The organism is Nocardiopsis sp. ATB16-24 (assembly GCF_030271535.1).
Lineage (GTDB): Bacteria > Actinomycetota > Actinomycetes > Streptosporangiales > Streptosporangiaceae > Nocardiopsis.
In genome coordinates, this window is record NZ_JASCXJ010000007.1 from 87,382 (window position 1) to 112,093 (window position 24,712).

The 24,712-nt window shown below is 70.1% G+C and carries 17 protein-coding genes; 7 read left to right on the plus strand and 10 right to left on the minus strand.

The window, feature by feature from the left end; all coding sequences use genetic code 11:
• Nucleotides 1-39: 39 nt before the first annotated feature.
• The 4 genes from PFX91_RS10345 to PFX91_RS10360 all read left to right on the plus strand — a co-directional run bounded on the left by PFX91_RS10345 (nt 40) and on the right by PFX91_RS10360 (nt 6,048).
• Nucleotides 40-1,302, plus strand: coding sequence for a ribonuclease D (locus tag PFX91_RS10345; RefSeq protein ID WP_285731224.1), 1,263 nt, complete (start codon nt 40-42; stop codon nt 1,300-1,302).
• A gap of 202 nt (nt 1,303-1,504) precedes the next feature.
• Nucleotides 1,505-2,542, plus strand: coding sequence for a tetratricopeptide repeat protein (locus tag PFX91_RS10350; protein WP_502888301.1), 1,038 nt, complete (start codon nt 1,505-1,507; stop codon nt 2,540-2,542).
• Nucleotides 2,543-2,758: 216 nt separating this feature from the next.
• Nucleotides 2,759-3,958 (plus strand): thiolase family protein, encoded by a 1,200-nt coding sequence (locus tag PFX91_RS10355; protein ID WP_285731225.1) that lies wholly within the window; start codon nt 2,759-2,761, stop codon nt 3,956-3,958.
• On the plus strand, nt 3,955-6,048 hold the full coding sequence (locus PFX91_RS10360; RefSeq protein ID WP_285731227.1) for a 3-hydroxyacyl-CoA dehydrogenase NAD-binding domain-containing protein: 2,094 nt from the start codon (nt 3,955-3,957) through the stop codon (nt 6,046-6,048). The genes PFX91_RS10355 and PFX91_RS10360 overlap by 4 nt, the downstream gene beginning before the upstream one ends.
• Before the next feature lie 81 nt (nt 6,049-6,129).
• Here the strand turns inward: PFX91_RS10360 and PFX91_RS10365 are convergent, their stop codons facing one another.
• A complete protein-coding gene (locus PFX91_RS10365; RefSeq protein WP_285731228.1) occupies nt 6,130-8,346 on the minus strand; it encodes an MMPL family transporter in 2,217 nt (738 codons plus the stop codon).
• 142 nt (nt 8,347-8,488) lie between these two features.
• Here PFX91_RS10365 and PFX91_RS10370 point away from each other — a divergent pair, with 142 nt between their 5' ends.
• The gene (locus PFX91_RS10370; RefSeq protein ID WP_285731229.1) at nt 8,489-9,271 is read left to right on the plus strand and encodes a TetR/AcrR family transcriptional regulator; all 783 of its coding nucleotides are present in this window, start codon (nt 8,489-8,491) and stop codon (nt 9,269-9,271) included.
• Nucleotides 9,272-9,817: 546 nt separating this feature from the next.
• Nucleotides 9,818-10,657 (plus strand): neutral zinc metallopeptidase, encoded by an 840-nt coding sequence (locus PFX91_RS10375; RefSeq protein ID WP_352231650.1) that lies wholly within the window; start codon nt 9,818-9,820, stop codon nt 10,655-10,657.
• Here the strand turns inward: PFX91_RS10375 and PFX91_RS10380 are convergent, their stop codons facing one another.
• The 8 genes from PFX91_RS10380 to PFX91_RS10415 form a co-directional block, all read right to left on the minus strand.
• A complete protein-coding gene (locus PFX91_RS10380) occupies nt 10,658-12,052 on the minus strand; it encodes an FAD-dependent oxidoreductase (RefSeq protein WP_285731230.1) in 1,395 nt (464 codons plus the stop codon).
• Nucleotides 12,053-12,129: 77 nt separating this feature from the next.
• Nucleotides 12,130-14,052, minus strand: a complete 1,923-nt coding sequence (gene dxs, locus PFX91_RS10385) for a 1-deoxy-D-xylulose-5-phosphate synthase (protein WP_285731232.1) — start codon at nt 14,050-14,052, stop codon at nt 12,130-12,132.
• 399 nt (nt 14,053-14,451) lie between these two features.
• A complete protein-coding gene (locus PFX91_RS10390) occupies nt 14,452-15,186 on the minus strand; it encodes a sulfite exporter TauE/SafE family protein (protein ID WP_502888302.1) in 735 nt (244 codons plus the stop codon).
• Nucleotides 15,187-15,300: 114 nt separating this feature from the next.
• A complete protein-coding gene (locus tag PFX91_RS10395) occupies nt 15,301-16,557 on the minus strand; it encodes a styrene monooxygenase/indole monooxygenase family protein (protein ID WP_285731235.1) in 1,257 nt (418 codons plus the stop codon).
• 308 nt (nt 16,558-16,865) lie between these two features.
• Nucleotides 16,866-18,146 (minus strand): sugar ABC transporter permease, encoded by a 1,281-nt coding sequence (locus tag PFX91_RS10400; RefSeq protein WP_285731236.1) that lies wholly within the window; start codon nt 18,144-18,146, stop codon nt 16,866-16,868.
• The gene (locus tag PFX91_RS10405; RefSeq protein ID WP_285731237.1) at nt 18,146-18,943 is read right to left on the minus strand and encodes an ATP-binding cassette domain-containing protein; all 798 of its coding nucleotides are present in this window, start codon (nt 18,941-18,943) and stop codon (nt 18,146-18,148) included. Before PFX91_RS10405 ends, PFX91_RS10400 begins: the two co-directional genes overlap by 1 nt.
• 82 nt (nt 18,944-19,025) lie before the next feature.
• Entirely contained in the window at nt 19,026-20,171 is a 1,146-nt protein-coding gene (locus PFX91_RS10410) for a substrate-binding domain-containing protein (RefSeq protein ID WP_285731239.1), read from the minus strand.
• Between the two features lie 402 nt (nt 20,172-20,573).
• Complete coding sequence (locus PFX91_RS10415; protein WP_285731240.1) at nt 20,574-21,749, minus strand: ROK family transcriptional regulator; 1,176 nt, start codon at nt 21,747-21,749, stop codon at nt 20,574-20,576.
• Nucleotides 21,750-21,856: 107 nt separating this feature from the next.
• Between PFX91_RS10415 and PFX91_RS10420 the strand changes: the two genes are divergently transcribed.
• The gene (locus PFX91_RS10420; RefSeq protein ID WP_285731241.1) at nt 21,857-22,453 is read left to right on the plus strand and encodes a uridine kinase family protein; all 597 of its coding nucleotides are present in this window, start codon (nt 21,857-21,859) and stop codon (nt 22,451-22,453) included.
• Nucleotides 22,454-22,477: 24 nt separating this feature from the next.
• Here the strand turns inward: PFX91_RS10420 and PFX91_RS10425 are convergent, their stop codons facing one another.
• Nucleotides 22,478-24,592 carry a serine/threonine protein kinase gene (locus PFX91_RS10425; protein WP_285731242.1) on the minus strand — a complete coding sequence of 705 codons (2,115 nt, stop codon included), beginning with the start codon at nt 24,590-24,592 and terminating at the stop codon, nt 22,478-22,480.
• Between the last annotated feature and the right edge of the window lie 120 nt (nt 24,593-24,712).

The window sequence follows — 24,712 nt, forward strand, 5'->3', positions numbered from 1 at the left end:
GGATCCGTGTTCGGTGGCGACAGCGCATACCGTAGTGATGTGGCGAACGCGTTGAACTCCAAGACAGAATCCCGCGACGCAGGCAAGGACGACGCTGAAGGGGCCCCACTGCTGCGGGAGCCGCGCGAGGGCCTGCCCGAGGTCACCTCCGACCCCGACGCGCTGGCCGGTGTGGCCTCCGCGTTCTCTGCCGGCAGCGGTCCCGTGGCGATGGACGCCGAACGTGCCTCCGGTTACCGGTACGGACAGCGGGCCTACCTGGTGCAGTTGCGCCGCGAGGGGTCGGGGACGGCGTTGATCGACCCCGTCACCTGCCAGGACCTGGGCAAGCTGAGCGAGACCGTGGCCGGAGCCGAGGTGGTGCTGCACGCGGCGCACCAGGACCTGCCCTGTCTGTACGAACTGAACCTGCGCCCTCGACGTCTCTTCGACACCGAACTGGCCGGTCGACTGTTGGGTTACCCGCGGGTCGGCCTGGGTTTCATGGTGGAGCGGGTCCTGAACATCCGGCTGGCCAAGGAGCACTCGGCCGTGGACTGGTCCCAGCGCCCCCTGCCCGAGGACTGGTTGCGCTACGCCGCGCTGGACGTGGAGGTCCTCGTCGAGTTGCGCGACGCCCTGGAGCTCGAACTGGAGGAGACCGGCAAGCTGGAGTGGGCCAGGGAGGAGTTCGAGGCCGTCCTGGCCGCACCGCCGAAGGAGCCCCGACCCGATCCCTGGCGCCGTACCTCGGGTATGCACCGTGTGCGCAACCAGCGCGCCCTGGCCGTGGTCCGCGAGCTGTGGTACGAGCGTGACCGCATAGCCCGGGAGCGGGACATCTCACCCGGCCGCGTGTTGCCGGACGCGGCGATCGTGGAGGCGGCCACGACCATGCCGCGCACCACCGCGGAGCTGGCCGACATCCGCCAGTTCGGCATCAAGTTGGCACGGCGTTACCTGACCACGTGGATCAAGGCGATCAACCGCACCCGCGACATGCCCCAGGCCGACCTCCCTCGGCCCAACGCCCCGGGTGACGGCCCTCCCCCGGTGAACCGGTGGTCCGACAGGGCCCCGGACGCGGCGCTTCGGTTGGAGGCGGCCAAGGCCACGGTCGCGGGGATCGCCGAGGACGTCGTGATGCCGACCGAGAACCTGCTGCTGCCGGACGCGGTACGCCGCCTGGCGTGGGCGCCGCCCAAGAACGTGGACCCCGACACCGTGGGGGCCTTCCTCCGGGAGCGCGGGGCCCGCGAGTGGCAGATACGCCTGACCGCCGAGCCTTTGGCCACCGCTCTGCACGAGGCTGAGAAGGGGTAATTTTTACCCCCGTATGACACAATCAACCTAGGCGTGACTGAACTCACCACCCCCCCAGGGGGGTTGGTACCTGTTCCGCAGTGCTCTGTCCGATTAAGTTATAGAAATGTGCCCTGGCGTTCCGGGGCACTGTGTTCGTACGACGGGTGTTGTCACCGCGGGCCATCGAGCCGCGGTGCGTGATCAGGGGAAAGTGGTGAGTGTGCTGTCGTTCTGGCGCGCGTTGCTGCGCGAGACCGGGCTGAAGGGTGCGGTCAGGCCCCGTTCGGCCGACGCCCCTGCGTCCTCGCGTGAAGAACATCCCGCGAAGCAGCCGACCGAGGTGCCCGTTCCGAGCCCGACACCGGCGGGCGGCGCGATCACCGAACCGCTGTCCCTGTCGGAGGAACGGGGCGAGACGGCGATCGCCCAGGCTTCCGCGACCAGGACGGCCGAACCGGACGGAGCGTCCGTTCCCGTGCCCACCTCGGGGATGAGGGCGGTCTCCCTCGAACGGACCCTGCGGTCGCTGGTGGAGCGGCTCGGGACCGAGCATCCGGACACGATCACCGCACGCAACAACCTGGCGACCAAGTACGCGCAGATGGGTCGTCGCCAGGCGGCCGTGCAGCAGTTCGAGCTGGCCCTGGCCGAGGCGGTGGAGGTCTTCGGGGACGAGCATCCCCGTACCGAGATCATTCGCGAGAACCTGGCCTGGGCCTACGAGGACGCCGGACGCCCCGAGGACGCCGTGAAGCAGTGGGAGGTGCTGCTGCGCGAGCGCGAACGCCAGTTCGGCCCGGCCGACGAGGACACCGTCGAGGCGCGCATACGCCTGGCCGTCTGCTACCGGCGCAGCGGACGTCTGGACGCGGCCGTGGTGCACTATGAGCGGGCCATCGACGACGTCTCCTCCACCGAGCAGCGCGAGGACCTGCGGTTGGGGTTGAGCGCGGCACAGAGCATGTCCGGACGTTACGACGACGCGATCGCGCAACTGCGGATGGTGTTGGCCGGCAGGCGCCGCCGGCTTGGCAAGAGCCATCTGGACACGTTGACGGTCCACCACCGTCTGGGGCGCGCCTACACCCAGGCCGGCCGGATCGACGAGGCCGTGGAGGTGCTGCGCGACGCCTACCGGGCGGCGATGAACTCCTTCGGCGACCCGGAGGTGCGGCGCCTGACCCTGCGGATGCGCCGCGACCTGGCGGGGGCCTACAACGCGGCCGGCCGTCACCGTGAGGCCAACGCGCTGTTGTAGAGCGGCGCACGGCGCCCTGGGCCGGGGACGCGAGGGCGTCCCCGGCCTTTCGCGTGTCCGGGCCCCACTCCCCCTCGCCGCTGCCGGTCGTGGACGGAGGGCGTTCTTGCGTCCCTTCGGTCGAGACCGTCGGCGGCGCAGCTCGCACTACTTGTTACTGGCGAGTAGCATGGACGTGTCAAGTCCATTCATCCCTTGGAGAAGGAGGGGGCCATCGTGTCGCGAACTGCCCGCGATGTCGTGTTTGTCGACGGGGTCCGTACCCCGTTCGGCAAGTCTGGCAAGGGCCTCTACGCCGAGACACGCGCCGACGACCTGGTCGTACGCGTGATCCGCGAACTGATGCGCCGCAACCCCGGCCTGCCGGCCGAGCGCATCGACGAGGTCGCCATCGCCGCCACCACCCAGATCGGCGACCAGGGCCTGACGATCGGGCGTAGCGCCGCGATCCTCGCCGGGCTGCCCCGCAGCGTCCCCGGCTACGCCATCGACCGCATGTGCGCCGGCGCGCTCACGGCCGTCACCACCTCCGGCGCCGGCATCGCCTTCGGCGCCTACGACGTGGTGATCGCGGGAGGCGTCGAGCACATGGGCCGCCACCCCATGGGCGAGGGGGTCGACCCCAACCCGCGCTTCCTCTCCGAGAAGCTCGTGGACCCGTCCGCGCTGGTCATGGGCAACACCGCCGAGAACCTGCACGACCGGTACCCGACCATCACCAAGGAGCGCGCCGACGCCTACGCGGTACGCAGCCAGGAGAAGGTCGCCAAGGCCTACGCCGACGGCAAGATCCAGCCCGACCTGGTCGAGGTCCTGGTCCGCTCCCTGGAGAAGGGCTACGGACTGGCCACCCAGGACGAGCCCCCGCGGCCCGGCACCACCATGGAGACGCTGGCCGGCCTGAAGACCCCGTTCCGTGCGCACGGGAACGTGACCGCGGGCAACGCCGCCGGTCTCAACGACGGTGCCACCGGCGCCATCCTGGCGGCCGAGGACGTGGCCCGGGAGCTGGGCCTGACCTCCCGGATGCGCCTGGTCGACTTCTCCTTCGCCGGGGTGGAGCCCGAGGTCATGGGCGTGGGACCGGTGCCGGCCACCGAGAAGCTGTTCGCCCGCCAGGGCATCTCGATGGACGACATCGGCCTCATCGAGATCAACGAGGCCTTCGCCGTGCAGGTGCTCGCCTTCCTGGAGCACTTCGGCCTGGCCGACGACGACCCCCGCGTCAACCCGTGGGGCGGCGCCATCGCCCTGGGCCACCCGCTGGCCTCCTCGGGCGTGCGCCTGATGATGCAGCTCGCGCGCCAGTTCGCCGAGCGGCCGGACGTCCGCTACGGCCTGACCACCATGTGCGTGGGCATGGGCATGGGCGGAACCGTCCTGTGGGAGAACACCGAATACGAGGGGGGCAAGTGAGCAGCGCGATCGAGCAGGCCCGGGAACTGTTCAGCGACGAGGTCGTCACCAAGGCGATCTCCCGTGACGTGGAGCTCCCCTACGGTGCGGGCACCGCGGTCCTGATCACCCTGGACAACGGGCACGACCACACCAAACCCAACACCTTCGGCCCCGGCGGGCTGTTGAGCCTGGACGAGGCGATCGAGGCGGCCCGGGCACGCACCGACATCGTGGCCGTGGCCGTGACCGGCAAGCCGTTCATCTTCGCCGTGGGCGCGGACCTGACCGGCGTTCCGGCGATCCAGAACCGCGAGCAGGCGCACGCCATCGGCAAGCTGGGCCACGACGTGTTCCGCAAGCTCGGCGAGATGCACGTGCCGACCTTCGCACTGGTCAACGGCGCGGCCATGGGCGGCGGCGTGGAGGTGGCGCTGCACTGCACCTACCGCACCGTCTCCTCGGGCGTGCCCGCCTTCTCCCTGCCCGAGACCTTCCTGGGCCTGGTGCCCGGTTGGGGCGGCACCTACCTGCTGCCCCACCTGATCGGCGCCGAGAAGGCCCTGAAGATCATCATCGACAACCCGCTCGCCCAGAACAAGGTGATCAAGGGTCGGCAGGTCTTCGAGATGGGCATCGCCGACGCCCTCTTCGAACCCGCCGACTTCGTGGAGGAGTCGCTGCGCTGGGCCGCCAAGGTCGTCAAGGGCGAGATCACGGTCGAGCGCCCCGAGGTCGACAAGGGCGAGGCCTGGGACAACGCTGTCAACATGGCCCGGTTCACCGTCGAGGGCAAGTTGCACGGCGCCGCCCCGGCCCCGGTCCGCGCGGTCGAGTTGGTCGCCGAGGCCAAGAACCGCACCCGCGACGAGGGCTTCGCCGCCGAGGACGAGGCGCTGGCCGACCTGATCCTGAGCGACGAGCTCAAGGCGGGTCTGTACGCCTTCGACCTGGTGCAAAAGCGTGCCAAGCGGCCCGCCGGCGCTCCCGACAAGTCGCTGGCCCGTAAGGTCACCAAGGTGGGCGTGGTCGGCGCCGGGCTGATGGCCGGTCAGCTGGCCCTGCTGTTCGCCCGCCGTCTGGACGTGCCGGTGGTCATGACCGACCTGGACCAGGAGCGCCTGGACAAGGGCGTGTCCTACGTGCACGGCGAGATCGACAAGCTCCTGGGCAAGGGCCGGATCAACGGTGACAAGGCCAACCGCCTCAAGGCCCAGGTGACCGGCTCCCTGACCAAGGACGCCTTCTCCGACGCCGACTTCGTCATCGAGGCCGTGTTCGAGAAGATGGAGGTCAAGAAGCAGGTGTTCGCCGAGGTGGAGGCCGTGGTCTCCCCCGAGGCCGTCCTGGCCACCAACACCTCCTCGCTGTCGATCACCGAGATGGCCTCCGAGTTGAAGCACCCCGAGCGGGTCGTGGGCTTCCACTTCTTCAACCCGGTCGCCGTGCTGCCGCTGCTGGAGATCGTCCGCGGTGAGAAGACCGACGACGCCGCGCTGGCCACGGCCTTCGCCACCGCCAGGAAGTTGAAGAAGACCGCGGTCCTGTGCAAGGACGCCCCGGCCTTCGTGGTCAACCGCCTGCTCACCCTGTTCATGGGCGAGGTCCTCGGCGCCGTCGGCGAGGGCACCGAGCCCGAGGTCGCCGACCGCGCGGTGGCGCCCCTGGGTCTTCCGATGTCGCCGCTGATGCTGCTGCAACTGGTGGGGCCGGCGGTCGCGCTGCACGTGTCCGAGACCCTGCACGAGGCCTTCCCGGACCGCTTCGCGGTCTCCGACCAGCTTCGGGAGATCGTCAAGGCGGGCAAGACCGCCATCTTCGCCCCGGACTTCACCATCGACCCCGAGGTGAGGAAGCTCTTCTCCGGCGGGGACGAGCCCTCCGAGGAGAGCCGGATCCTGGACCGGGCGCTGCGCGCGCTGGCCCGGGAGATCCGGATCATGCTGGACGAGGGCGTGGTGGCCGAGGCCGCCGACATCGACCTGTGCCTGATCACCGGCGCCGGCTGGCCCTTCCACACCGGTGGCATCACCCCGTACCTGGACAAGGTCGGCGTGTCCACCGAGGTGAACGGCAAGCCGTTCCACGAGGGCGCGCCCAAGGCGCTGTAGTCGCCTCCGTGCGGGCCCGGCGTCGACGGACGCCGGGCCCGTTCTCTTGTTCGAGAGGGGTTCCCTCCGACCGGCCCGCGTTCAGGAGTCCGCGCGCACGCGTCCCCCTCCCGCCCGGACGCCCGGCTCCCCGTCGTCGTCGCCGCCCTCGGAGATCCCGATCCGGTCGTGCAACCATCGCAGGGGAGGGGGCAGCCACCAGTTCGCCCCGCCGAGCAGACGCATGGTGGCGGGCACCATGATCGCGCGGACCAACGTGGCGTCGACCAGTACCGCCAGGGCCAGGCCGATGCCGATGATCTTCAGGAAGAGCAGATCCGAGGTGCCCATCGCCAGGAGCACCACCATCAGCAGGATCGCCGCGCTGGTGATGATCTGGCCGGTGTGCTGTAGTCCCGCCGCCACCGAACGGGTGTTGTCCCCGGTGCGCAGGTACTCCTCGCGCACCCGGCTGAGCAGGAACAACTCGTAGTCCATAGCCAGTCCGAAGGCGACGATCATGATCAACACCAGGTAGGTGGGGTCGATCGTGCCCACGGGGTCGAAGCCGAGGATCCCGGCGAAACCGCCCTCCTGGAAACCCCACACGACCGCCCCCAAGGAGGCGCTCAACGAGAGGGCGCCGATGAGGACCGCCTTCAGCGGCAGCACGACGGAACCGAAGGCCAGGAAGAGCAGGAACAGGGTCGCCACGATGATGAAGGCGATGGTCACCGGGGCCGCGTCCACGATCGCCTCCACGTTGTCCTGCTGCATGGCGGCCACACCGCCCACCAGGGCCTCCCGTGCCCCCTCCGGCAGCGGTTCCTCACGCAGGTCCTCCACCAGCCCGGCGATCTCCGGTGAGTCGGAGTCCCCCTGGTAGGCGACCATGACGTGGGCGATGCCCTCCCCGGTGCGCTCGATGCTCACCAGGGAGGCCTCGGGCAGGTCCTCCAGGCGTTCGGCGTACTCCTCCAGGGCCTCGTCGTCGCTGTCACCGATCACGGCCACGTGGAGCCGCCCCAGCCCTCCCGCGGGGAAGTCCTCCGACACCGACTCGGTGGCGATCCGGCTCTCCACCTCCTCGGGCAGGTAGCGCTGGTCGGTGGAGCCCAGGTCGAGGGAGGTCAGCCCCGAGCCGAGGACGAGCAGGACGCCTCCCACGGCCACCAGGGACACCGCGGGACCGCGCATGACCGCGCGCGCCAGGCGTGCCCAGGCCCCGGCCTCCCCGTGCGCGTCCGCGCCGAGGGTGCGGCGGGGCAGCGGCAGTCGCAGCAGGTCGATCCGGTGTCCCACCACGGACATGAGCGCGGGCAGGAAGATCAGCGCGGCGAGCAGGTCGAACACCACGACCGCGATACCGCCCCAACCGATCGACTTGAGGATGGGCTGGGGGAAGAACAGCAGGCCGGCGAAGGCGATGCCGACGGTGACCCCGGAGAAGGCGACGGTCCGCCCGGCGGTGTCGACGGTACGGCGCACCGCGTCACCGACGGCGCGGCCGCGTCCGAGTTCCTCGCGGAAGCGGCTGACCATGAACAGTCCGTAGTCGATCGCCAGCCCCAGACCCAGGATCGTGGCGACGTTGACCGCGAACACCGACACCTCGGTGACGTACGTCAGAGCGCGCAGGAGGGTCAGCGAGCCGAGGATGGCCAGGCCCCCGACCGCGAGCGGGACCAGGCCCGCGACGAGCCCGCCGAAGATCACGACCAGCAGGACCAGCAGGACCGGCAGGGTGACGAGCTCGGCGCGGACCACATCGCTCTCCGCGCTCTGGGCCAGTTCGTTCTCGATGGCGATCGGACCGCCCAGGTGCACGTCCAGGTTGCTGGAGGACAGGTGCTCGGCGACCTCCTGGTACTGGTGGAGACGGTCGGCGTGGGACTCTCCGCTCAGGGTGAGGGGGATGTAGGTGGCCCGCATGTCCTCGGACACGAGCATGCCCCGCTCGACCTCGCCGAGTTCCTCGTCCAGGTAGGTGTCGAAGTCGGCGACGACGTCCTCCGGCATGCCGTCGGCGACGCGTTGTACCGCCGCGGCGAAGGTGGGGTTGTCCACCCGTAGTTCGTCGCTGCGGTAGACGGCCACGACGTCGACGTCGTCGTGGCCCAGTTCCTTTTCCAGGACACGCGTGGCCCGGGCGGACTCGGACTCGGGGTCCTCGAACCCGCTGTCGCTGACGTCGGCGAAGACCCCCGCGCCCCAGACCGCGGAGAAGACGGCGAAGACGCCCGTGGCGATGAGCACCGTCCATCGGAGGCGGTGGACCTCCATCCCGAGCCGCCCGAAAAGCCCCGTGTGTGTCGGCATCGGCATAAGGCGCCCCTCCGCGGAATGGTCCCCGTGTCAGCCATCGCATTTGCTAACGGTGTTCACCAAAGCATGCGGGCGTTACGATACCAATACGGTTACCTGAGGGCGCAGCGCCATGAGACGGGGTGTACCGCGACATATGACGAAACCGCAGTCGGGCCGGGGTGCCACCGGCCCGAGTCGACGCGAGCGTGTGCGCGAGGCCACACTCGCGGAGATCAAGCAGATCGCCCGTCGACACCTGGTCGAGCACGGGACCTCGGGGGTGTCCCTGCGTGCCATCGCCAGGGAGATGGGCATGACCGCACCCGGCCTGTACCGCTACGTCCCGGGCATCGACGCCTTGTTGGTGTTGATCACCGCGGACATGTTCCAAGAGGTCGCCGACGCGGTGTCCGCGGCCGACGCCAGTGTGCCCGCCGAGGACACCGACCTGCGGATCCTCACCTCCCTGCGGGCCTTTCGTTCCTGGGCCGTCTCGCACCGGGCCGAGTTCGCCACGATGTTCGGCCCCCGCGCGCGCCTGTCCTCCGAGACCGACGTCACACCGGTGGTGGAGGCCGGTCGGCGTTTCGGCGCCACCTTCTACACGCTCTTCGACCGTCTGTTGTCCGAGGAGCGCTTCCCCCTGCCCGACGGGAGCCGCATCACCCCCGAACTGGAGCGTGAACTGCGCGCCTTCGCCGACACCTGCGGCTTCTCCGCTCCGCACATTCCGGTGGAGGCGATCATGGTGCTCAGCTCGTGCTGGGTACGCCTGTACGGCGTCGTGTGCATGGAGGTGTTCGAGCATCTGGACTTCGTGATGCGTGACATGGAGCCGCTCTTCGAGTCCGAGTTGCAGAGCATGCTGGCGGGCCTCGGCGTGCGTTACCGGCCCCCCGGAGCCGAGGGTTCGACCGCCATGGGCATGCCCGATTAAGCCCCATACTGGATGTCTGTGACTCTTGCCGGATTCACCTGAAAAGTGAACCGGCCTGGCCCGGCGCGCCGCATCGCGCCAGCGAGGACGGACCCAGTGGAGAAGCGACCCGGCGGTGAGCGATCAGAGGACCCCGTCCTCGGATCCGAACGGCCAGGTTCTACAGACCCCCGCCCCCCGGAGGCACCCGCCTACCCCTTCGGTGCCGAGGACGTCACCGGCCCGGTGGAGGCCCCGTGGGCCGCGCGCGGTCCCCACGGCCCGCGACCGCCGCAGGCCCCCTTCCGGTCCGGGGCCGGCCGACCCGCCCCCCACGGCCCGGTCGGTCACCGACCACCCGATCGCCCCCCGTCTCCGATCCCGGCCGCCACCCCGCCGCCTCCCCACGGCGCGTGGCCGACAGGAGCACACGCGCCCCCGTCACCCCACACCGCACCCGGTCCCCACGGAGTGCCTCCTCCTTGGCCGCAGGCTCCGCAGTGGGCTCCTCCGGCCCCGTGGGAGCATCCGGCGTCCCGTGCGCGCCGCCGCGGCCTGGGGGTGCTCGTGGGGTCGTCCTTGGCGGCCCTGATCGCCCTCGTCGCCCTGGCGGCGAGCATCCTGATGGTCCTCACCACCCCTCGGGAGGAGCCCCGCCCGAACGGCATCGACCTGTCCTCCCTCTACGACCATCGTCTGGCCTCCAGACCGAACGGGGTGGAGATCGATCTGGTCGGACACCCCTTCTACGAGGTGCCCATGCCCGAGCCGACCTCGTGTCGTCCCCCCGAGTTGGACATGGGCTCGGACGAGTCGTGGGAGGAGTTCGCGACCGCCGCCGGAACCTGCCTGGACCGACTGTGGGCACCGGTGTTGGAGGAACTGGGCCTGACCGGCCGGACCCCCGAGTTCGCGGTGACCCGGACCTCCCCCGACGAAGACGACGAGGAGAGCTACACCCTCGCCTACTACGAGAGCGATTTCGCCCGTATCACCGTCGTCCTGCCCAATGTCCGCTACGTGGGCGCCCTGGTCCCCGCAGACCACCGGGAGGACGTCTGGCTCGCCCTGATGGGCCACGAGTACGGCCACCACGTGCAACACCTCACCGGTATCCTCGACGTCTCCTACGACCTGCGCTGGAACGCCGGGAACGCCGATGAGGAACTGGACACCCTGCGGCGTACCGAACTCCAGGCCGAGTGCCTGGCCGGAGTGGGCCTGCGGGGGATCACCGACGCGGAACGGAACAGGTTGGAGGCGGTCAACGCCAACTTCAACGACGGCGGTGACCTGGAGACCCACGGCAGCGCGAGGAACCGGGCCCTGTGGCTGGAGCGGGGATGGTCGGGACCGACCCTGGGCGCCTGCAACACCTACGACGCCGAACCCGACCAGGTCGCCTGATCATTCACCGATGACTCTGCGGTAGGCCTCCCAGCCATGGAGCTTGACGCGTTCGCCGCGATCCAGCTCCATGGCCTGGTCCGCCTCGGCGGTGTCGATGCGCAACCAGTCCTCGTAGTCGCTGTGCGCGATCCCGCGCTCGTCCAGGACCTCCTCCAACGACACCGGTGCCGGGGCCGTCGAGCACAGCTCCTCGGCGTCCTCCAGCAGGGAGCGGACCGTCGCGGCGGCGTCGGACTTGTTGGTGCCGATCACCCCGGTGGCGCCTCGTTTGATCCATCCGGCCACGTAGTCGCCCCGGACCACCTCGCCGTCGGCGTCCATGACCCGACCTCCCTCCTGGGGCACGGTGCGCCCCCGCGGATCGAAGGGCACGCCCGGCAGGGGGACGCCCGCGTAGCCGACGGAGCGCAGCACCATTCCGGCGGGGATATCGGTCGTCTCGCCGGTGCCGGTCAGACGCCCGTCGGCGTCCAGGCGGGTGGACTCCACGCGCACGCCGTTCACGCGGTCCTGTCCGAGGACCTCCTTGGGGCGTGCCCAGAAATGCATGCGGACGGTGCGGGGAAGCCCTCTCCGTTCCCGGGAGGCGTGTTCCCGCAGGAGCTTGAGGTTGGTGCGGGCGGCGCGGGCCACCTCGCCCAGTTCCGGGGTCGCGCCGCCGCCCACGGCGGTGGGGTCGATGTCGACCTGGCGGGGGTCGACGACCACGTCCGCCCCCGGCAGCGCCAGCAGGTCGCGCAGCTCCGGTGCGGTGAACTTGGCCTGGAGAGGGCCCCGGCGGGCCAGCAGATGCACGGTGCGTACCCGACTGGCGGCGAGCGTCTCCAGGACCGGCTGCGGGATGTCGGTGTGGCGCAGCTCATCGGCGGTCTTGGCCAGGATGCGGGCCACGTCCAGGGCGACGTTGCCCGCCCCGACCACGACGACGTCCTCGGTGTCGAGGACGAAGCGTTCCAGTTCGGTGTCGGGGTGGCCGCAGTACCAGTTGACGAAGTCGGTGGCGGCGACGCTGCCCGGAAGGTCCTCGCCCGGCACGTCCATGCGTCGGTCCACGCTGGCGCCGGTGGCGTAGACGACGGCGTGGTGGGTGCGGGCCAGGTCGGCGCGGGTCAGGTCGGTGCCGAACTCCACCCCGCCGACGAAGCGCACGTCGGGGTGTTCCAGGACCCTGCGCAGCGCCCTGGCCACACCCTTGATCTTGATGTGGTCGGGGGCCACGCCGTAACGCACCAGCCCATAGGGCGTGGGCAGACGGTCGATGACGTCGACCCGTACGGGCACGCGCCGTTGACGGGTGAGCGCGTCGGCGGCGTAGACGCCCGCCGGTCCGGAGCCGATCACGGCCACCCGGAGGGGACCGCCGGTGGGCTGCTCAGGTTCGGGAGAGGTCATGGGCCCATTCTGGCAGCCCGGGGACGCCCCCGGGCTGCTCGACGACCTCGATAGCGCGTCGGAGGACCCCCGTGCGCTCAGGCGTTCTCGTCGGCCAACTCGCCGGCGGAGGCGTCGGTGTGCCGCGAGACCGTCTCGGTCAGCTTGCGCGACAGATCCTGCGGGGTCAGGCCCTGTTCCCGCAGGATGGTGTCGCGCTTGGCGTGGTCCAGGAACTCCTGCTCGATACCGAAGGTGCGTACCGGCATGTCGACGTCGTGGTCGCGCAGCAGGCGGGCCACCGCGTCACCGACGCCGCCGGTACGACCGTTGTCCTCGATGACGGCGACGACCCTGTGTTCGGCGGCCTCCGCGACCAGGGCCTCGTCCAGCGGCTTGACCCACAGGGGGTCGACGACGGTGACACCCAGCCCCTGGGCCGCCATGCGGTCGGCGACGTCACAGGCGACCTGGGCCATGGTGCCCACGCCCACGATGAGCAGGTCCTTGGAATGTCCGTCGTCCTCGGCCCGGCGCAGAAGGTCCATGGAACCGAGGCTTCCCACGGCGTCCAACCGCTCGGCGACCGCGCCCTTGGGGTAGCGCACGACGGTGGGGGCGTCCTCGACCGTCACGGCCTCGCGCAACAGGGTGCGCAGGCGTTCGGCGTCACGGGGCGCGGCCAGACGCAGCCCCGGGACCACCTGGAGGATCGACATGTCCCACATGCCGTTGTGGCTGGCGCCGTCGTTGCCGGTGACGCCGGCGCGGTCCAGACAGAAGGTGACGCCCTGGCGGTGCAGGGCCGCGTCCATGAGCACCTGGTCGAAACAGCGGTTGAGGAAGGTGGCGTAGACCCCCACGACCGGGTGCAGGCCGTTCATGGCCATACCGGTGGCCGCCGTGGCGGCGTGCTGCTCGGCGATGCCCACGTCGAAGATGCGGTCGGGGTAGGCCTCGGCGAACTTGTGCAGGCCGGTGGGGTGGAGCATGGCGGCGGTGATGGCCACGACGTCGGGGCGCTCGGCGCCGATCTCCACCATGGTGTCGGCGAAGACCGAGGTCCACTTGACGACCTTGGGCCCGGGTTTGGCCTGTCCGGTGGCCACGTCGAAGGGGCCCGGCGCGTGGAACTGGTCCTCGTCGTGGTTCTCGGCCGGAGCGTAGCCCTTGCCCTTCTGGGTGATGCAGTGCACGATCACCGGGCCGCCGAAGTCGCGGGCGCGACGCAACGCCTTCTCCAGGACCTGCTCGTCGTGGCCGTCGATGGGGCCCAGGTACTTCAGTCCCAGGTCCTCGAACATCATCTGGGGCTGGATGGCGTCCTTGAGACCCTTCTTGATGCCGTGCAGTGCCTCGTAGAGGGGCTGGCCCACCACGGGGGTGCGGTTGAGGGTGGTCTTGGCCAGGTCCAGGGCCTGCTCGTAGCCGGGGGTCATGCGCAGCGAGGCCAGATGGTCGGCGAGCCCGCCCATGGTGGGCGAGTAGGAGCGGCCGTTGTCGTTGACGACGATGACCAGGCGTCGGTCCTTGCGCTCGGCGATGTTGTTGAGCGCCTCCCAGGCCATGCCGCCGGTGAGGGCCCCGTCGCCGATGACCGCGACCACGGTGCGGTCGGTACGTCCCTGGACCTCGTTGGCCTTGGCCATGCCGTCGGCGTAGGACAGCGCGGTCGAGGCGTGGGAGTTCTCGATGAAGTCGTGCTCGGACTCGGCTCGCGAGGGATAGCCCGACAGGCCTCCCTCGGACTTGAGGTCGGTGAAGTCGTGCCTACCGGTGAGGATCTTGTGCGCGTAGGCCTGGTGGCCGGTGTCGAAGAGGATGGGGTCCTTGGGCGAGTCGAAGACCCTGTGCAGCGCGATGGTCAGTTCGACGACACCGAGGCTGGGGCCGAGGTGCCCACCGGTCTGGGAGCAGGATTCGACCAGGAACTCCCGGATCTCCTGTGCCAGAGCAGGGAGCCGGTCTGCCGGGAGCTTCTTGAGTGCTTCCGGATTGTGTATCGACTCGAACAGTGTCACTGTCTCGTCAGTCCCCTCGTCCAGCGTGATCCGTTGAGTTCGCCCTACCCGATCCCCGACGTGGGACGGACTTGGCTACCGGCAGGTATACATACCCGAGTTTATGGGCCTACGTCCATGGCTTCCGCCCAACCCCGGCAAGGCCGCGGCCCTGGCGGGACCACCGTGGACGGCGCTCCCGGCAGGCGACCATCGCCCTATCGGGTTCACCCGTGTTTTCGCGTACATTACCCGGCTCGGGAGGCGAATCATCCTGTGGTCGGGCGAGAAGATCCCCGTCCTGGCGCGGGAGAGAACCCCTCGTCCCGCCGTCCGGCCTCCTTCCCGACCGGACCCGCGGAGAACGGCGGCACGGTGACCTGGTCTTTCGAGTGATTCCCCGCCCCGGGAGAAGATCGGTCAGCCGAGCACCGCCTGCCCGAGCAGCCCGAGGGCCGAGGCGGAGACCACGCACAGCATGGCGACGCGCAGCCGCGCGGCGTTGACCCGACGGCGCAGCACCTGCCCGAGGAGGAAACCCAGCACGATGAAGGGTATGGCCGAGACCCCGACCACGGCGGTCCGTACGTCCATCTGACCGCCCAGGGCCAGGGCCGCCAGGGACACCGCGCCCCCGACGAGGAAGAACATGGCCAGGGTGGCGCGGACCCTGGCAGGCTCCTCGTACTGGTAGAGCAGGGCCATCGGCGGACCGCCCACGGAGGTGGCCGTTCCCGCGAACCCCGAGAGACTCCCCGCCACCACGAGCGAGACGGGGGTGAGGGGCACCCTCAGGGACCAGACCGACAGGGCCACCGCCACGAGCACCATGATCGCGACCGCCCCGGCCAGGGCGCGGGGCTCCAGCACCGCGACCACCCACACGCCCAGGGCCGTTCCCGGCAGGCGTGCGGGCAGCCCCCAGGCGATCCCACGCCAGTCCACGTGACGCCACTCCTGGAGCAGGGTGAGCAACGGCAGGACGACCACGGTCACCAGCAGGGCCCCCGGCATGAGGGTGGGGTCCAGGAGTGAGATGACGGGAGCGGAGACCAGTCCCAGGCCGAGCCCGACGGTGCTCTGGACGACCGCCCCGACGGCGACCGCGGTCATGGTCACCAGGACGAAGGTCCACAGGTCGCCCTCGCCGAGCACCCCGTGGCCGGTGGGAGAGAAGTACTCCACGAAGCCCCAGGAAGCGGGCGATGGGAGAGAGGTGAGTTCTACAGACACAGCCCGCGACGTTATCTCCCCGCTCTCCCGTCGAGGTCAGGAGGTCCTGGGGTGGAGGGGTTCGGAGCGCAGAACGTCGTCCACGTAGGCCAGTGCGCGTTCAGGGTGCAGGAACCAGTCGATGAGGTCGGAGGGGTCTCCGAAGGAGTTGGCGAAGCGGTCGGCCGTCTCCTTGTGCCGGGAGGCCAGACGGTACAGCTCCTGCACGTACGGCGGGTTGTCCAGCAGGACCCTGCCCCAAGCCGTCACCTGGCTCGCCTGCCGCCAGTAGTCGGCGAACGCCGTACGCATGAAGGACTCGTCGAAGGGCCGTCTGCCGTGGTCGACGATGGCGCGGCGGTACACCTCGGCGCAGAACGAGGCCATGTTGGCCCCCTGCGCGACGATGGGATCGTTGGCGACCACGGAGTCGGCCATGCCCAGGACGGGGGTCCCGTCGGTCAGGCGGGCCACGGGTTCGCGCACCACCGGCGTGTAGCCGCCGTGCAGGGTCGCTCCCGGGTCCGCCAGACGTGCGTGCGCCAGGCGCTCGTACTCCCAGGGGACCTCGCCGCGCAGTACGTCCAGCACACCGGCCAGGACCTCCTCCCCCGAGGCGTCGGCCGGCAGGGGGCGGTCCAGGGGGCCTCCGGGCACGGCCTCGACCAGGACGGCCTCGCAGACCCCCGCGAGGGAGTAGGTGGGAAGGGTCATCACCTCCCCCGTTCCGGGGAGCACGGTGCGGCTGAGGACGGATCCGTCGGGGTGGGGCGCCGCGCCCGTGACGTAGACCAGGGCCAGACGGCGCTGCGGGGACCGAAAGTGCGAGCGCCGTGTGTCACGGGGGAAGAGTTCGGCGAGCTCTCCGCGCCCGGCGGCGATGACGACGAGGTCGTGGTCGGCGGCGAAGCGGGGCAGGTCCCGCGGGCGGACACGATGGCGGACGAGGACACCACCGGAGCGGTCGAACAGTTCGAGCCATGCCGACATCTTGATCCGCTGGTCGACCGACTGGGCCGGCTCCTCCAGGGAACCGGTCCAGGACAGGCCCGGCGCTCGGGCTCCGCCCGTGTCGGCGACACGGACGCTGACACCCTGGATCGCGGGAGCGTGATCGTCCCACAACGCGAGGCCGTGGCGGCGTTCGCGACGCAGAGCCGGCCCGAAGAGGCACTGGGTGGACATCACCCGACCCGTGCGTATCTCCTGCGGCCCGGTGGCGCTGACGAGTGACACCTCATAGTCCTCCGCGAGCAGACCGAGGGCGAGTTGCAGCCCCGACTGCCCGGCCCCGACCACGAGAATCCTGCGCATGTCTCTCCGTTCACCTCCGCCCGCCGCCTTTCCGGGGATCACGGGCGCGTGCCGGTCCGACGGCCACGGAGCGCCGGGCACAGTGGCCCCGCGGCACGCGATCGACCGACCGTCCCCTTGGGGAAGCTAGCAGCGCCTCGCGTGCGCGCCTCACCGCCCCCGTCGCAAGCCGCCCCCTTCCGGGGCCGCGCGGGGCGTCGGGGCGTCGAAAGGGGCCCGGCCCGGTGCGCGGGGGCACCGGGCCGGGTGGGAAGGGGCGGTGACGGGTGGAGTGGGGCACCGTCGGACCGCCCGTGATGGTCTCGACGTCAGGCGCCGCCCCTGGCGTGGGTCTTGCGGCCCCTGCGGGAGGCGGCGTCCAGGATCACCGCGATCAGCAGAACGGCGGCGGTGATCATGAACCGGACGGAGGTGGACATCTGCAACAGCAGCAGGCCGGAGGCGATCGCGCCCAGGACCAGGCCGCCCAGCAGAGCCGAGTAGGCGTTGCCACGCCCGCCGAAGAGGCTGGTGCCGCCGATGACCGCGGCGGCGATGGCCATCATGAGCTCCTCGCCCCCACCTGTGGACACACTCGCGGCGAAGTTGCGCGAGGTGAGCAGGACCCCGCCCAGGGCGGCGAGGGTGGAGGCGATGCCGAACACCGAGATACGGATCAGGTCCACGTTGATGCCGGCCCGGCGCGCGGCCTCGGAGTTGCCTCCGACGGCGTAGACCATGCGGCCGTAGCGGGTCTTGCGCAGGACGAGGTCGAGCACGACGACGAACCCCACGAAGATGAGGAACGCCAGGGACACGCCCTTGTACTGGTTGAGCACCCACACCCCGCCCAGGACGGGCACCGCGAGCAGGACGGCGCGGAACGCGATCTCGGCCGAGGGCTTGTAGGGCAGGCCGGCCAGGCGACGGCGCCGTTCGACCAACGCCACCGACAGGACGTACAGACCCAGTGTCAGACCCGCGATCGTCCAACCCATGAACGGCACGAAGAAGGTCTGGGTCAGCATCGCGATCGCCCCGTTGGGGCTGGTGTTGATGGTGCCGTCGGCGCCCATCAGGTACAGGTGCAGCCCCTGCCATCCCAGCAGGCCCGCCAGGGTGACCACGAACGCCGGGACTCCGAGTTTGGCGAAGACGAAGCCGTGGAGCAGGCCCACGAGGAGACCGATGCCCAGGGCCACGCCGATGGCCGCCCACTCGGAGACCCCCTGTTTGACGGCCATGACGGCCAGGACCGCCGCGGAGAGTCCGGCCACCGAACCGATGGACAGGTCGATCTCGCCCAGCAGCAGGACCATGATCACGCCGGTGGTCATCAGACCGATGGCGGCGATCTGCACCGTCAGGTTGGACAGGTTCTGCGGCGACAGGAAACGGTCGTTGGCGATCTGGAAGACGACGGCGATCAGGACCAGGCCGAGGATCACCGGGAGCGGCCCCAGTTCACCACCGCGCACGTTGCGCTTGAGCGCCTCCAGCCAGCCTCTGGGGGAGGCGGCCGTGGCCAGCAACCGGGGGTCGCGCCTGGGGCCGGCCGGATGGGCCCCGCCCTGGGCGGGCGGCTTGGAGACGGGGGTCTGCTGGGTCATCACTTGTCCTCCGTGGACAGGGCCGAGGTGCCGGTGCGCTCGGATCGGCGACTGACCGGGTTGTCGGCGGCACCGGTGATGGCGGCCACGATCTCCTCGTAGCTGGTATCCGCGATGGGGAAGTTACCGGCGTTGCGGCCCAGCCGCAGCACCACGGCGCGATCGGCCACGGCCCGCACGTCGGCCATGTTGTGGCTGATCAACAGCACACCCAGCCCCTGGTCGCGCAGGCGTTCGATGAGGTCGAGGACCTGCGCGGTCTGGGCCACGCCCAGGGCCGCGGTGGGCTCGTCGAGCATCACCACGCGCGGCTGACCCAGGAGTGAGCGGGCGATGGCGATGATCTGGCGCTGGCCGCCGGAGAGGGAGGCGACCGGCACACGAAGGCTGGGGATGCGTACGGACAGGGAGTCCAGCAGTTCCATCGCCCGGCTCTCCATCTCGACCTCGTCGAGGGTCCCGGGGAAGTGCAGCTTCTCGTTGCCCAGGAAGAGGTTGCCGACGATGTCCAGGTTGTCGCACAGGGCGAGATCCTGGTAGATGGTGGCGATCCCCAGACGCTGGGCGTCGGCGGGCGCCGAGATGTTGACCGGCTTGCCGTCCCAGGTGATGGTTCCGCCGCTGTCCGCGGGATGGGCTCCGGAGATGACCTTGACCAGGGTGGACTTGCCGGCGCCGTTGTCGCCGAGCAGGGCGACGACCTCACCCTCGTTCACATGGAAGTCGACGTCACTCAGGGCGCGGACGGCACCGAAGGTCTTGGAGATCCCGGACATTTCCAGGACTGGTGTGCTCATGCTTTGACTTCTCTTTCCTCGTACCCGCCCGGGGCGGCCGGACAGCGGATGGCCACCCCGGGCGGGTCCGTCTCACCGGTTCCTAGAGGGCTTCCTGGCAGAACTCGGTGTCGGCGTAGTCGTCCGTGCAGATCTCCTCGATGCTGTAGATCCCGTCCGAGACCACCGTGTCGCCGACGTTCTCCGCGGTCACCGCGATCGGCTCGAGCAGGACCGCCTGCACGGTCTCGCCGGCGGCGTCCTCGATCTCGCTGAGCTGGTACTCACCCAGCTCGGGCTCCTGACCGGTGGCCAGGGCCACGGCCATGGCCGCGGCGACCTGGGCCTCGGGGCGGATGGCCTTGTAGACGGTCATGTACTGCTCACCGGCGATGATGCGCTGGATGCCGGCGAGTTCGGCGTCCTGCCCGGTCACCGGGGGCAGCTCGTCGACGGCCACGCCCGCGCTGCGCAGGGCCGAGATGACCCCGGAGGCCACACCGTCGTTGGCGGCGTAGACGCCGACGATCTCGTCCACCCCGAGGGCGGTGATGGCGCCCTCCATCTGGGCGTTGGCCTCCTCGGGAGACCAGTCGGGGGTGTCGAACTCCTGGCCGATGTCGACCTGGCCCTCGAAGATCTCGTGGGCACCGCCCTTGAAGCTGGCGGCGTTGGGGTCGGTGGGCGAGCCGTTCATCATGACGATCTTGCCGTCGCCCGCGGTACCCGCCTCCTCCATCGCCGCGATCAGGGACTCTGCCTGGACCTGGCCCACACGGTGGTTGTCGAAGGAGACGTACATGTCCACGCCGCCCTCGGCGAGACGGTCGTAGGCGAGCACCGGCACACCCTGGGATCGGGCCTCGTTGACCGTTCCGGCGGAGGCCGAGGCGTCGACGGCGTCCAGGACGAGCACGTCCACACCGTCGGTCAACATGGCCTGGGCCTGGGTCTGCTGCTCGTCCACGCTTCCGTCGGCGTTGGCGTAGGACAGTTCGCACTCGGGGCAGAGCTCGGCGAGCTCCTCCTCGAAGAAGGGCCTGTCGAAGGCCTCGTAGCGCGCGGTGTGGAGGTCGGGCAGGAGGAGCCCGACGTGGAAGCCCTCCTCGACGCTGTGCGTCTCGCGTTCGGCGTCCTCACCGGAGGTGGTGAGCGAACCACAGCCGGAGACGAGCAGGGCCAGGGCGGCTCCGACCGCGGCGAAACCGCCTGCGGCCGTGCGACGCGATGTGAAACGTCGTGTGTTCAACGCGGGTGCCTCTCATGACAGGGGATGCTGACGATGGAACTCGCGAGTGGTGGAGTGAAGTCAAACCCGTCGTCATCTTGCCGTCAACTCCTGAACGCATAACTGAAACATCACGAGTCTTGGATTCAAGGCTTGAAATCATCGAAAACACAGGCCAGAGCGGGCTTCACGCGACGTGAGCTCTCGTGAAGGCGTCTCGATTTTTACCCGACCGTGGTGTCGCGCCAGCGCTGACCTCGGTGTTCGTCGTTCCTTCAACCTACTTCGGGGGAGACACCGAACGGGCCCACGTCCGCCTGAGAGGCTCGACGGGGCCCGATAGAGGACGGAGGGACACGGCAAGGGCACTGTCGGTCACCGACGCGCCCGCCGTCTTTCCGGTTCACGGTGTCCGCTGAGGTCTCAGCCCACGTGCTGGGCCGCCATACGCAGCGCGCCGTACAGAGCCGCGTCCCGACCCAACTCGCTCGGCACCACGTCGAGCCGTTCCAGGGCGCTTTCCAAGGAGCCCAGTTCCATGGCCCTGAGCATCGGGTCCAACAACAGCTCACCGGCCTCGGCCAGCTCACCGCCCACGATCACCCTGTCCGGGTTGAACAGGTTCGCCATGATCGCGGCCCCCTGCCCCAGGGCCGCCCCCGCCTCGGCGATGATGCGACGACTGCCGGGGTCGCCCTCCAGCGCGGCCGCCACCATGTCCGAGACGCGCACGGGCCCCGACCCGCCGGCCACACCGGTGTTCTGCGGCAGCATGTCCAGCAGGTAGTTCGCCCCCACGAAGGTCTCCAGGCAGCCTCGGTTGCCGCACCGGCACACCTGTCCGCGCGGGTCCAACGCGATGTGCCCGATCTCCCCCGCGGTGCCCCCCGCGCCTCGAAAGAGCCGGCCCGACATCATGATGCCCGCGCCCACCCCCTCGCTCAGTGCCAGGTGGACCACGTGTTCGGCGCCCACGCCCGCGCCCCGGTGCTGTTCGGCGAGGACGGCGAGGTTGGCGTCGTTCTCGGCCACGACCTCCAGACCCAGTCGTTCCGTGAGCGCCTTCGCCGGCCGGAAACCCGCCCAGCGGGGCACACAGGAGATGTGGCCGACCTCCCCCGTACCGGGATCGACGGGTCCGGGCACGGAGACCACGACCAGGGAGACCGTGCCCATGTCGATCCGGAACCGCATCAGCGTGGTCTCGATCAGCCACGCCGCTCTGCGTATCCCGCGTTCGGCGTCGGCCGCCACGTCGTAGTCGATCCTCTCACTGGCCAACATGTTGCCGTCGCCGTCACCGATCGCGACACCGACGCGGTCGGCGGTGAAGTCGACGGCCACGACGGCGCCCGGGGGACGCAGCAGGGTCACCGCCCTGGCCCGGCGTCCGTTGGAGGAGGTGTTGCGCACCGCGACGGTCCCCGAGGCACGCAGGTCGCGCACGATGTTGGAGACACTGGCCGCGGACAACCCGGTGGCCCTGGCCAGTTCGGCCTGGGTGCACGTTCCGTCGCGACGCAGCACCTCGACGATGCGCCGCTCGTTCGCCCGGCGCAGGGCGGACTGGGATCCCGGTGTGACGGTGGTCTCGGTCACCGGCTGCCCCTTTGTGTCGATGGTCTACGCGTCGCTGCTGCTGCCAGGAATGTTACAAGGGTTGAAGACAAGCCCCCATCCCACCCTGGGCGGGTTAGGGTCCGAGCGTGAGCAGAGCACCCATCAGCACGACCCGGCGCGGATGGTCGGACCGGTTGGCACGAGCGGTACCCGCCGCACCGGGCACGCGCGTGGTGGCGATCGAGGGACGTTCCGGCGCGGGCAAGAGCTGGGTGGCCGAGCACCTGTACGAGGCCCTCATCGCCAGGGGCGAGTCGGCCGCCGTGCTGACCATGGAGGATCTCTATCCCGGGTGGGAGGGCCTGGCCAGGGCGCCACGACTGTTGCGCGACCGGGTGCTGGCCCCGCTCCGGCGGGGGGAACCGGCGACGTGGCGGCGGTACGACTGGGAGCGTGGTGCGTTCGCCCGAGAGTGGTCGACCCTGCCCGACGACGTGGTCTCGGGCGGGGTCCTCCTGGTGGAGGGGACCGGGTCGGGGGCCGCCGTCGTACGCGACCTCCTGGATCTGTTGGTGTGGGTGCGCGCAGGCGACGACGAGCGGTCACGGCGGCTGGACGGCCGGTGGGACGCGGTCGCCTACGCGCCCTACCGACGCGTGTGGGCGGAGCAGGAGGAGTCCTTCCACCAAAGGGACCGTCCCCGTGAGCACGCCGACGTGGTCGTCGACAACTCCGCGCCCTGAACCACCAGCCGGACACCGGCGCCCTCAGGCCCCGCAGATCTCTCGGGCCCTGTGCAGGTCGGCGTCCATGGTCCGCAGCGTGGCCCCCAACGCCTGCGTGGTCATCGACAGGGCACTCGATCGCGCCGTCTCCTCGGCGCGTCGAGCCCTGTCCCCGTGAAAGACCACGATGGCGAGCAGAAGCACCGGAAAGACCAGGAGGCAGAGCAGACCGAGGGAGAGCAGCAGACCGCCCACACCCGACACCCCCGAGACGTTGAACGCCCCGCCCAGGAGCATCAGCGGAAGGAAGGACACGCCCGTGACGACGGCCCAGTTTCGCAACCGGCCACGGTTCTTCCCCGAGGACCGCAACTCCGCCTCCTCCCTCCGGTGCCGCTCCTGTCGGTGTTCGCACTCCAGCCGCTGACGCGCCAGTTCCGTGATCGTGGGCAGGAAGCCGTAGACCGCGGCCGCGTATCCGGCCCGGGCGGTGTCGGTCGGGGCCTTCTCCACGCGCTTCCACAGGATGCCCAGCCAGATTCCGACACCGGGCAGGTCGCCCGGTTCGGGGGGTACGACGAGATCGGGATCGAGCAGGAAGGCCAGTGCCACCGCGGAATCGACACGCACGCGCGTGCCCCGCCATCCGACGAGGGCCCCGGTGAGTTCGCGGTGGAAGGACAGGCCCACGCGTTCGGCCTCCTCCACCTGGTCGGCGAGTTCACGGAGTCCGTCGCCGCCACGGTGCGCCGCCATCTGCCGCAGGACCTCGGGGCGCGAGACCATCATCAACTCGTTGGCCTGACGGTCGCCGCTGACCAAGGGGCGGGGGTCCCGGAGGAGTCGCCGCAGCCCCGTGAGCGTGACCTCATGCCCTCGGAATCTGGGCGGCAGGTCCGGGCGGGCCTGGGCGACGAAGGAGGCGACGGCCATGTTCGCGTCCGTGACCCGACGTCGGAACAACGACCGGTCCACGAGCGTGTCGTTGAGGTCGTTCACGACCCACGAGCCGAGGGCCCCCAGTTCGATCGGGTCGCTGAAGACCTGGACCGCCTCTCGCCAATGTTCCTGCATGGCCGCGGCCAGGTCGCCGACCCGGGTGAACCGAAGTCCCGCGAAGTGGTGGGGTGGAGCGTCCACCGGGTGTGCGTCGGGCGCTCCAGCAGCGCCGGAGGCAGAGGAGGCGGGCACGACGTGAGCGGGCGGAGAAGGAGGTGTCCCGTGGGGAAGGGAGGGGAGCGGTCGCTCGACGGGGGTGGGGAGCGCGCCGATCCGCACCGGACGGACGGGACCGTCGGGCTCGATCCCTGCGGGGCACGTGGAGGTCATGGGGGTGCCCGTGACCAGGTGGTCGAGCAGGGTCCTGGCGTCGGGTCGGTGACCGGGCCTTTTGTCCAGACAGACGCGAAGGGTCGCGGCGAGGGGGTGGGGCACGCCGTCGAGATCGGGTTCTCCGGACAGCACCCGCGCGATGCGGGAGGCCTGGGTCGGCCCCGGGAAGGCCTCCCGGCCGGTGGCCGCGTAGACCATCACCGAACCCCACGAGAAGATGTCCACCGCCGAGGTCAGTCGCAGGCCCTCCAACTGCTCAGGGGCCATGTACCCGACGGTTCCCACGATCCCACTGGCGGTGACGGAAGTGGCCTCAACCGCGCGAGCGATCCCGAAATCGATCACCCGCGGACCGTCGGGAGCCAGCATGATGTTGTCGGGCTTGAGGTCCCGATGCACCACACCGGCCGCGTGGATCGCGGCCAGAGCCGTGGCCGTGCTCACCGCCAACCGGTGCAGTTCGACCCCGCTCCTGGGTCCCTCCTCGGCCACCGCGGCCTGCAACGTCGGCCCGTCGATGAACTCCGTAGCGATCCACGGCTCCGACCCTTGCGTGTCGGCGTCCACGATCGCCGCGACGCAGAAACCACTCACCCTCCGGGCCTGCTCCACCTCCGCCGCGAACCTGCGCCGCATCTCCGGGTCCCCCGCCCAACCGGCGTGCAGTACCTTGACCGCCGCACGGCCACCGTCGGGCGCCTCACCGAGGAACACCTCACCGAAACCACCGCGCCCCAACGACCGCACCAACCGGTAGCCGCCCACCATGCGACCGGTGTCCCGGCCCGCCGCGTTCTCCTTCTCACGGCCGTCCAGGTCGCCCACCGTTGCACCCCATATCCGTCGTCCTCGGCTTCCCCCGGCCGCCCGGGGGGGAACTATAGCCAGGTTTCGGTCCTCCGCCCCTGGGGACATGACCGGCGCCGAGCCCTCGATCCACAGGAA

Coding starts and splice junctions, on each gene's coding strand:
- PFX91_RS10365 (WP_285731228.1), bottom strand. CDS start 8,346: ATGCCGACACACACGGGGCTTTTCGGGCGGCTCGGGATGGAGGTCCAC.
- PFX91_RS10370 (WP_285731229.1), top strand. CDS start 8,489: ATGACGAAACCGCAGTCGGGCCGGGGTGCCACCGGCCCGAGTCGACGC.
- PFX91_RS10380 (WP_285731230.1), bottom strand. CDS start 12,052: ATGACCTCTCCCGAACCTGAGCAGCCCACCGGCGGTCCCCTCCGGGTG.
- PFX91_RS10395 (WP_285731235.1), bottom strand. CDS start 16,557: ATGCGCAGGATTCTCGTGGTCGGGGCCGGGCAGTCGGGGCTGCAACTC.
- PFX91_RS10400 (WP_285731236.1), bottom strand. CDS start 18,146: ATGACCCAGCAGACCCCCGTCTCCAAGCCGCCCGCCCAGGGCGGGGCC.
- PFX91_RS10405 (WP_285731237.1), bottom strand. CDS start 18,943: ATGAGCACACCAGTCCTGGAAATGTCCGGGATCTCCAAGACCTTCGGT.